This window comes from Deltaproteobacteria bacterium (assembly GCA_016210005.1).
GTDB lineage: Bacteria > Desulfobacterota > Binatia > HRBIN30 > JACQVA1 > JACQVA1.
Genome location: JACQVA010000208.1, coordinates 1 through 8857 on the forward strand (window position 1 = coordinate 1; position 8857 = coordinate 8857).

The window sequence follows — 8857 nt, forward strand, 5'->3', positions numbered from 1 at the left end:
CTCGACTCACCGGCGTTGTGCGAGGGCCCGGGGAAAGCCGGTACCTGCTCTTCATCCGGCTTGCTCTGATGGCCGGGGCCGTAGACGCCCGGCAGCAACTCATCGTGGCAGGTGTCGCAAGTCAGCGAGTCGTGCAACGGCAGCAAGGTGATCGCCAGATCGTTGTGGCAGAGGGCACACTTCCCAAACACACTCGACTCGCCGGCGTTGTGCGATGGGCCGGGGAACGCCGGTACCTGCTCTTCATCCGGCTTGCTCTGATGGCCGGAACCGTAAACGCCCGGCAGCAAGTCGTCGTGGCAAGTGTCGCAGGTCAGCGAGTCGTGCAACGGCAGCAAGGTGATCGCCAGATCGTTGTGGCAGAGGGCACACTTCCCAAACACACTCGACTCGCCGGCGTTGTGCGAGGGCCCGGGGAAGGCCGGCACTTGCTCGGGTCCGGGGATTTGTCGGTGTCCCGGGCCGGTGCGTCCGACCAACAACTCGCGGTGACACACCTCGCATTTGAGAGCAGCGCCGCCTGCTAGCAGACTACCGGCCTCAGTCGTGTGGCAAATGGCGCACTGTCCAAACGCAGCGATGGTATCGGCCGGCGGGCCTTGATATTGCGGAGCGCCCTCGTTGCCGCACGCGGCGAAGCAGAAGACGACCGCGACCGGCCACCAGGCAACCAGCCTCCCGCGCGCCGCGGCCCGGCCGTGACGGCTTGAACCTCCGGCGCGTATAACCCCGGCGTTGCTCATCGCCCAGCCCCATGGCAACGGCGGCACAGGCTGCCGTCATCGACGGGTAGCCGCAGCCGGCGCGTTCCCTTCTTGGCAAACGTCGCACCGACATCAGGCGCGTTGTGCCGGCTCTGCGCGCGTTGCCACCGCTTCTCCACCGCTTGCTTTACGCTCTCGGGCAAGCCCGCGGGGCGGGGCAGCCACGGCGAAGCCTGTGTGTCTTCGTTGCTGATAGCCGGATCGTGAAACACGTGGCAGGTGCCGCAATAGATGCGTTCATCTTCGGTCAGCGGCAGTGGTGCCTGCTCCTGGGCGGTTGGTGTGAGGAGGCGGGCAACGCTAGCGGCGCTGGCGCGAGCGTGCTCGGCAGCGCCGGCGTGAGCGGTTGGCGAGTGGCACAGGGTACAGGTCTCCGGCTTCGAGCGTGACAAAGTCAAGTCGTCGTTGTGGCAGGCCGCACACTTCTCTGCCTGCACTTGCCCGTCCGGGGCAATCATGTTGTGCAGGTCTTCCGAATCTTCCTGCGCCCGTGCAGGAGGGTGGAGAACCAGCAGCCCCAGTAGCAGCAGTGCCGCGCGCTTCACTGCGTCACCCCGTTGTCCCCGTGGCAGAGCTGACAACTCGACTCGCCCTGATTGCGAACGATGCTGCGGGTCGCGGCTAGGTCGATGCATCCGTCCGTCACCTGCTCGGTGCACTCCGGCAGCCCGGTACGATTGACCACGTGCATGTTGCGCAGTTCGTGGCAGGCAAAACAATCTGGCCGCCCCCAGCCGGTGGGATGCTCGGTTTCGACCACCACCAAGCCGGCGGGTGAGGCTAGCAGGTTACCGAAGTCGTCGCCGGCCATCGGCCCGTCGCTGCCGCAGCTCGCCAGCGCTAGACCGAGCAGGGCACCAAGAAGTCCCGGTGCCCACGTGGGTTGCCGCCTGCCGAGGAGTGCGCTCATGGCGCGCCGCTCACATTTCCCCGCTCGTGACAGCGGATACAGAAATCCTCACGGTGACAGCTGGCACAGCGCATCGGGTTGGCGGTGGCCTCGATGCCGTGGATGAAGCGGAAATTGCGATCATGCATGCGAGTCTGGATCGAATCCCGCCGTTCGTGGCAGTCGATGCACTGCTGCTGGCGATGGCAGGACTCGCACAGCGCTGGATTGGCGCGCGCCATGCCGGCATGCACACGCGACCACGCCACATCGTGATCCGCGGGCCGCAGGGGGGCGAGGTTGTCGTGGCAGGTCGTGCACGCGCTCGGCGCGGCACCCACATGGCCGGCGCCTGGCCCGTGGCAGAAGTGGCAAGCCCCACTGCCCGGATAAAGAGCTTGTGCCGACAACTCGCGCGCTAGCTCTTCCTCGCCGGAGTCGATCAGCGCGTCGAAGCGGTGGCAATCAAGGCAAGTAGCGGCGCTCGATTCCAGCACTTTGGCGTGGCGCTGGTGGGTGAACTTGTGGCGCGCGTCAGCAGTGCTCAAGCCGGCTTGCGAGACCGCCCGCCGCTGCAGGTAGCGATTGGCAGGCATGTACTCGCGGCACGCCGCCAACCAACCAGCGGTGACGACCGCGGCGCAGATGAAGACGGTCCGCCACCTCACAGCGTCTTCCCCTCGTTTTCCCGCGCCAGACGGCGGCGGAAGTTGTATTCGATCAAGAACCCGAAGCGGAAATCCTCGTCGAAGCGGTCGTTGCGATTGCCCTCGAAATTGACCTCCCATGTCAGCCCGGGCAGGACGACGAAGCCCACGCCGGCAAGTCCGCTGATGGGGGTGTCGGATTGGTTTCGTTCCTTGTCGTAGCTGGTGACCTCAATCTGGGTCCGGAAGATCACTCGCTCGTACACGCGATTCTCGTATAGGGCCTTGCCACCGTCGACACGCCCGGCGTCGCTGTCGATGACGTAGTACTGCAGGCGGACCACCTCGAGGCCATCACCACCGGGCAGCCACATTAGCCCGGCGCTGGCCAAGTGGGAGTTCTCGACCTGGCTATCCTTGATGTGGTCGTAGTGCTGGAAGGAGTAATCGACGAAGCCGGACAAGGTCGGCCCGAAAGGGTGTGACACACCGGCTCGTGCCTGCCTCATGGCGCCGGCGGCGAACAGGTCGAAGGTGGGATCCTCGCGCCGGTTGAGATCAGCCAGCGCCGGACGCCGAGCGTCGTCCTGGGGTTTGTAGTACGTGCCCTCGAGGTTGAAGTTGAGTCGCGGGTTGGTCCACAGCAGATCCACTCCGGCGGTGCCAAGGTCGAGATTCTGGTGGTCTGCGTCATAGGATAGCGAGCCGTAAAAGCTGGGGACGCCAAGCAGCGTGGCGAATGTCCGCGAGGCGGTGACATTGACCAGTTGGCGCAAAACGCGGTCGGCTCGTTCCAGGCCGAAGTATCCGAGTGAGAGTTGGGTACCACCCAGGCGTGTGGTGCGCATGCTCCCGCCCCAGATGGTCTCGTCTTGGGAGAGCAGGTTGGTGGTGAAGGTCGGCTCGAAGTAGCGCGGCGCGCCACCGAAGACGGTGAACGACACCGGCCAGCCCGGGTCGATGCGAACCTTGCCCGCATCGGCCACGAAGACACCGCCGGGCCCTTCGCTGACGAACTGACGCCCGAGCGCCAGGCCGACGCCCGGAATCGCCCCGGGCACCTGCAACGAGCCGGCGTAGAAATCACTAGCCCCATCGTCGCTGCCGAAGTCGCGCTCTAGCCGGAAGAAGGTATCGAAGCGGCTGCCGTGACCGATGCCGGTCAGGGCCAGGTCGCCGTAAAGATCATGTGGCGCCTCGGTCTCTCCGGTGTGATCGCCTTGGCGGACTTGCCCGCGCAGCGACAGCGTGCCGGCCGCTTCCTGCGCCCGTGCCGCCGCAGCCAAAAGCATGACCGCCCCCAAGCCCAAGGCAACAGCGCTTGCCCCACTCCTCAACACCGAATCTCTCCACCGCACCTACTACGAAAACCGCACCATGGGTGCAAGCGAAAGCGGCGGCAGGACGAGGCGGCCCAAAGATGGTGCGAGGACGCCACGGTTCTCACGGGTACCCAGTGGCGCTACCTGAAGGTGCCGCAGAAATTGTTCGAGCAGCTCCAAGCCGCAACGCTCACCGACTTGGTCGCGACAAGTGGTTCGCTGCTCTAACGCGTAGCCCAGCCCGGAGCAGCGCACAAACAGCAGCGGCGGCGTGTCAGTCCTTGCGCCGCCTTCGAGCGCCGCGTGCGCGCTTGGCAGGCACACCGAGACGCCGGCGCATCTCCTCACTGGAGATCCCACCCTCTGCCCTGTGGCGCCGTCGGGACCGTTCGATGAGGGCCAAGAACTGCGGGTTTGTGCTCAGTGTTGCCGTTTCCTGGTCCGCGTTCTCAATGGGCATCAGTGCCGCGACTGGCCTTCCACGCCGGGTAACAACCACCGGCTGCCTTCGCACGTCGCGGACATAGTCGGCCAGCGGTGCCGTCGCCTTCGCCATGTCAACCTGCTCCTACCCATCACCCGTCGCCAATGTCTACAACCCCTGCCCGCCTACTGTATGCGCCCCCGCCCTTGGCGCGGTCAAGTCCCGCTTTCGTCATCCAGCATCGGGAACCCTCAGCTTCGCCATCGACCACACGGACCTGAACATGAACCTCCGCGCGCGGGTAACCTCGCACTCGCCGAGCCGCTGCCGCTCTGCGATGGAGAAATGGCGGAAGTCACCGTCACCTCCGCTCCGGCGGCCGACCATGCGGACGTTATCCGGGCAACATCGGGAGCGTGGGCCGACCTGCTCGATTGCGACGAGTTCGAGCGCGCCGTCTATGAACGGCGGCACCACCAGCGCGCACGTTGACCAGCTCCTGCCCCCTCGCTTACACTATTGCCGTTATGCGGAAGGCCAAACCAACCAAAACGAGGCACACCACCACGGTGCGCAGCGCCCAGTACGAATACACCGTCGTCTTCGAACCCGCGGAGGAAGGTGGTTTCATTGTGCGCGTGCCGGCCCTCCACGGCATCGCGACCCAGGGCGAAACGCTCGACGAAGCGCGCGCCATGGCCGAGGACCTTATTCGCGGCTACCTGCAGTGCTGAAACGCGCCGGGTTCGTTCTCGATCATACGACCGGCTCCCATCACTTCTTCCGTCATCCCAATCGCCCACGCTCCGTACCGGTGCCATTCCATCACGGTGACATCAAACGCGGCCTGCTCCACGAGATTTATTCGCCAGGCCGGCCTCACGACTGAAGAGTTCATCAAGCTGTTGCGTGATTGAACCACCGATCACGACCGACGCCGGCGACCGCTGGCGTGAGATCGGCGTTGGCTTCACGAGCGACAAGGGCGACACGATCACCGTGCTCCTTGACGCCCTGCCGGTGCACCGGCACTCGCAGATCCGCCCACTCGTGAGGCGCCCGTTCATCGCCGACATCACGCCGCTCGCTCAGCAGGACGTCGACGCCATCGCTGCGACCATTGCTGAGCAGAACCCGGCGGCGGCTGGGCGCTTCCTCGACGACTTCGACGCGGCCGTCGACCGGCTCCTTGAGTTCCCCGAACTCGCCCACGCGACGCCGGCATTCCAACGGTGCCGATCGCCCCGCCGCGACAGGAGGGCGAGCAATCGGGGTGCTGCTTCTTGGCGTCGTCGCGCTGGGGGCCATAGCTCCAGCAGCCGTCGCGCAGGCGCCGTCGCGGCCAGACGTCGTGGTTGTGCTCGGCGAGCCGCTCGATCAACTCGGCGATGCCGGCGGGCAACTGCACCTGCGCGGTGTCGATGGGTTTGGCTGGTACCGCGTGATCAGAGCTTACTTTCCGGTGCCGGAACGCACGAGAAGAGAACCTAGTCGCTTCGCAGCGCGAACTGCAAGAGCGAACTCCGCCGGACTGTGCGCCACCCGGCCGAGGTCCCGGCTCACTGCCACAACACCTGCGCCAGCTCCGCCTGCCCCGCCTGCTCGTGGCGGCGTTCGACGATGCGGTTCTGCCGGTCGACGAAGGCGATGCGCGGTTCCCAGGTGCGGGCTTCGGCCTCGGTCATCCAGCCGAAGGTGGCAATGATAACGAGGTCACCGGGTTTGGCCTTGTGCGCGGCGGCGCCGTTGATGCACACCACCCCCGAGCCGGGCTGGCCGCGCAGCGCGTAGGTCCGGAAGCGTTCGCCGTTGGTGACGTTCCAGATCTCGACCTCTTGGTGCGGTAGGATGTCCGCGGCCGCCAGCAAGGTGGCATCAACGGTGACGCTGCCCTCGTAATTCAGGTCGGCGCCGGTGACGGTGGCGCGGTGAATCTTGCTGCGAAACATGTTGCGGTACATCGGCCTTCTCCTTACCGGGCGCTGTCGCCCAGTATCGTGTTATCAATCAGACGGGTCGCACCGATGAACACCGCCAGCGCTAGCACGGCCGCGCCGGCGACGTACTCGACCGGCTGCAACGACTCGGCGTCGGCCAGTGCAACGTAGTCGATCCGCGCGCGCGGCTCGGCGCTCAACACCGCGCGGACTCGTTCGAGCAGCGCAGCGCCGCGGTTCTCACCCTGCTGCACCGCGTCCTCGGCGGCGGCGAGCGCTTGCGATAAGCAGCGCGCGGCAGCGCGTTCCGCGCCCGCGAGGTAGGCGTTGCGCGAACTCATCGCCAAGCCGTCGGGCTCGCGCACGATCGGTGCGCCGAGGATCTCGATGTCGTAGTCGAGATCACGCACCATCCGGCGAATTGTCACCAGCTGTTGGAAGTCCTTCCGCCCGAAGACCGCCACCTGCGGCTTGACCGCGTTGAACAGCTTGGTGACCACCGTCGTCACGCCGCGGAAGTGGCCGGGCCGCTTCTCCCCGCACAAGCAGCCTGTCACCTGCTCCACCGTTACCGCGGTTTGAAACCCATCGGGGTACATCTGGCTCGCCTGCGGTAGATACAGCACCTCGGCGTCAGCGTCGCTGAGCAGCTCGGTATCGCGCTCGAGGTCGCGCGGATAGCGCGCGAGGTCTTCATCCGGACCGAACTGCATAGGGTTCACGAAGATCGACGCCACGACCGCATCGGCGTGCCGGCGTGCTACAGCCACAAGGCTGAGATGTCCGGCGTGCAGGTAGCCCATCGTCGGCACCAAGCCGATGCGCCGGCCGGCGGCGCGGGCGCCGTCGGCCCACCGCTGCATTGCGCGGATACTGGTGATGGTTTCCATCGGAGGCCTGCCGGCAAGGCTTAGCGCCCCACACCTCAGCCCTGCGCCGCCACCTTGCCGTCGCGCGGCGGCACCGGTGTCAGCGAGTGGAACGAGTGGCGATCGCTCGGGAACACGCCGCTGCGCACGTCTTCGACGTAGGCGCGCACGGCTTCGCTGGCGACGTGCCACAGCTCGGCGTAGCGCTTGGCAAAGCGCGGCGACAGGCGATCGGAAAGCCCGAGCACGTCGTGCAGCACCAAGATCTGTCCGTCGCAGTCAGGTCCGGCGCCGATGCCGACGGTGGGGACTGTCAGGCGTTCGGTGAGTTCGGCGGCAAGGTCGCGCGGGATGCCTTCGAGTACGACCGCGAACACCCCCGCCTCCTCGACCGCGAGCGCGTCGGCGATCACGCGTTCGCGCTGGCCGGGTTTGGAGCCGCGGGCACGGCCTTGGACCTTGTGACCACCCATCCGATGCACCGACTGCGGCGTGAGCCCGATATGACCCATCACCGGAATATCCACGGCCGCAATCGCCGCGATGGTGTCGGCCACCGCCACACCGCCTTCCAGCTTTACCGCCTCGACACCGCCGGCTTTGATCAGACGGCCGGCATTGGCCACGGCCTTGGCGGTGCTGACCTGGTAGGAGCCAAACGGCAGGTCGCCCACCACCAGCGCGCGCGGGCGGGCGCGAGTCACCATGCGGCAGTGGTAGACCATCTCGTCCATGGTGACCGGCAGGGTGGTGTCGAGCCCTTGCACCACCATGCCGAGCGAGTCGCCCACCAGGATCAGATCGATGCCGGCGCTATCGACGATGCGGGTGAACGGGAAATCGTAGGCGGTGATGGCGACGATGGGCTCGCCGCCGCCTTTGCGTCTGATGAGATCCGGGACCGTGACTTTGCGCTCCATAACAAAAAGCCCTCCCGGACCGAAGAGGAGGGCCTTTGCGCGTGCAAAGCCGGAGATTCAATGACTGGCGATGAGAGCACCGGGCGGGGGTGAGTCGACCCGTAATGTAGCCGCTCTGCCCGACGCTCAGATCACTTGCTCAAGAAGCCCCGAAAAGCCTCCGTCTCGGTCCACCTTCCCGGCTGAGCCGGGGAGTCATTTGGATCCAAGCGGTATGTAGTGTTGCACTCCCTGCCCCATCCCTTTGATCTCGCGGATCAGATCCGCCATCTCGTCGGAGTTGGCCACGAAGTCGATCTCCGAGCAGTTGACCACCAAGAGGGGCGTTTCTTCATAGTAAAAGAAAAAGTCGCGATATGCCTCCGCTACCCGTTCGATGTACTCGGGCACGATCCGCCGCTCGTAGTCGCGGTCGCGCTTGCGCAGCCGGGAGAGCAGCACGTTCGAGCGCGCCTGGAGGTAGACGACCAAGTCCGGCTTCGGTAGCCGCGCGTCGAGCAGGCCAAAGAGCTGGCGGTAGAGCGCGAGTTCATCGGCATCGAGATTCAACTGAGCAAAGATTTGGTCCTTCGCAAACAGATAATCGACGACGGTATTTTGGCTGAAAAGATCCTGTTGGGCAAGCTCGCGTTGCTGGCGGTAGCGGGTGAGCAGGAAGTAGAGCTGGGTCTGGAAGGCGTGCTGGCGGGGCTTTTCGTAGAACTTCTTGAGAAACGGGTTCTCCTCGACCTGCTCCAGCACCAGCCGGGCCTCGAAGGCATCGGCCAGCAAGCGCGCCAGCGTCGTCTTGCCGACGCCGATCGGCCCTTCGACCACGATGTACCGTGAGCCCTTCACCGCCCAGCCCGTTTGCGCTGCGGCCGAGTACCACAACGGCGCCCGTGGGTCCAGGCGGCGATCGGGCGGGGGTGTGCGACAAATCTGTGGGTAACGTGCAGCCGACCGGGCAAATCCACACCGTAATGACAGTACGGTGGACTGTCAGACCGAGGCCCATGGCCGAAAGGGACGCAATTTGTCATTCCCGAAAGGGACGCAATCTGTCATTCCCGCGAAAGCGGGAATCCACGGCACCGGCTCGCTAC

General features: G+C 65.5%; 12 protein-coding genes and 1 pseudogene. 3 read left to right on the forward strand and 10 right to left on the reverse strand.

The genetic code is table 11. The annotated features are described in order from the left end of the window. From HY699_20385 to HY699_20410, 6 genes are all read right to left on the reverse strand, one after another. Nucleotides 1-743 (reverse strand): hypothetical protein (locus tag HY699_20385; GenBank protein ID MBI4518168.1); only part of this gene is annotated, 743 nt, incomplete at its 3' end. Then, on the reverse strand, nucleotides 740-1309 hold the full coding sequence (locus HY699_20390; GenBank protein MBI4518169.1) for a cytochrome c3 family protein: 570 nt from the start codon (nucleotides 1307-1309) through the stop codon (nucleotides 740-742). The genes HY699_20385 and HY699_20390, both read right to left, overlap by 4 nt. Next, nucleotides 1306-1674, reverse strand: a complete 369-nt coding sequence (locus tag HY699_20395; GenBank protein ID MBI4518170.1) for a hypothetical protein — start codon at nucleotides 1672-1674, stop codon at nucleotides 1306-1308. The genes HY699_20390 and HY699_20395 overlap by 4 nt, the downstream gene beginning before the upstream one ends. Further along, nucleotides 1671-2321: a hypothetical protein gene (locus tag HY699_20400; protein ID MBI4518171.1), complete on the reverse strand. Its 651-nt coding sequence runs from the start codon at nucleotides 2319-2321 to the stop codon at nucleotides 1671-1673. The genes HY699_20395 and HY699_20400 overlap by 4 nt, the downstream gene beginning before the upstream one ends. Then, nucleotides 2318-3592: a hypothetical protein gene (locus tag HY699_20405; protein ID MBI4518172.1), complete on the reverse strand. Its 1275-nt coding sequence runs from the start codon at nucleotides 3590-3592 to the stop codon at nucleotides 2318-2320. Before HY699_20405 ends, HY699_20400 begins: the two co-directional genes overlap by 4 nt. Nucleotides 3593-3896: 304 nt before the next feature. Then, on the reverse strand, nucleotides 3897-4178 hold the full coding sequence (locus tag HY699_20410) for a type II toxin-antitoxin system prevent-host-death family antitoxin (protein ID MBI4518173.1): 282 nt from the start codon (nucleotides 4176-4178) through the stop codon (nucleotides 3897-3899). 213 nt (nucleotides 4179-4391) lie between these two features. Here HY699_20410 and HY699_20415 point away from each other — a divergent pair, with 213 nt between their 5' ends. The 3 genes and pseudogenes from HY699_20415 to HY699_20425 all read left to right on the forward strand — a co-directional run bounded on the left by HY699_20415 (nucleotide 4392) and on the right by HY699_20425 (nucleotide 5264). Then, the gene (locus HY699_20415; GenBank protein ID MBI4518174.1) at nucleotides 4392-4538 is read left to right on the forward strand and encodes a hypothetical protein; all 147 of its coding nucleotides are present in this window, start codon (nucleotides 4392-4394) and stop codon (nucleotides 4536-4538) included. Next, nucleotides 4507-4935 carry a type II toxin-antitoxin system HicA family toxin gene (locus tag HY699_20420; protein ID MBI4518175.1) on the forward strand — a complete coding sequence of 143 codons (429 nt, stop codon included), beginning with the start codon at nucleotides 4507-4509 and terminating at the stop codon, nucleotides 4933-4935. The genes HY699_20415 and HY699_20420 overlap by 32 nt, the downstream gene beginning before the upstream one ends. Further along, nucleotides 4932-5264, forward strand: a pseudogene (locus tag HY699_20425) (type II toxin-antitoxin system RelE/ParE family toxin). Before HY699_20420 ends, HY699_20425 begins: the two are co-directional and overlap by 4 nt. Nucleotides 5265-5605: 341 nt before the next feature. On the opposite strand, the gene HY699_20430 reads toward HY699_20425, so the two are convergent. The 4 genes from HY699_20430 to HY699_20445 form a co-directional block, all read right to left on the reverse strand. Further along, complete coding sequence (locus HY699_20430) at nucleotides 5606-6007, reverse strand: aspartate 1-decarboxylase (protein MBI4518176.1); 402 nt, start codon at nucleotides 6005-6007, stop codon at nucleotides 5606-5608. A gap of 11 nt (nucleotides 6008-6018) precedes the next feature. Further along, on the reverse strand, nucleotides 6019-6873 hold the full coding sequence (locus HY699_20435; protein MBI4518177.1) for a pantoate--beta-alanine ligase: 855 nt from the start codon (nucleotides 6871-6873) through the stop codon (nucleotides 6019-6021). A gap of 35 nt (nucleotides 6874-6908) precedes the next feature. Next, the gene (gene panB, locus HY699_20440; GenBank protein ID MBI4518178.1) at nucleotides 6909-7772 is read right to left on the reverse strand and encodes a 3-methyl-2-oxobutanoate hydroxymethyltransferase; all 864 of its coding nucleotides are present in this window, start codon (nucleotides 7770-7772) and stop codon (nucleotides 6909-6911) included. 195 nt (nucleotides 7773-7967) lie between these two features. Beyond that, nucleotides 7968-8609, reverse strand: a complete 642-nt coding sequence (locus HY699_20445; GenBank protein MBI4518179.1) for a deoxynucleoside kinase — start codon at nucleotides 8607-8609, stop codon at nucleotides 7968-7970. Between the last annotated feature and the right edge of the window lie 248 nt (nucleotides 8610-8857).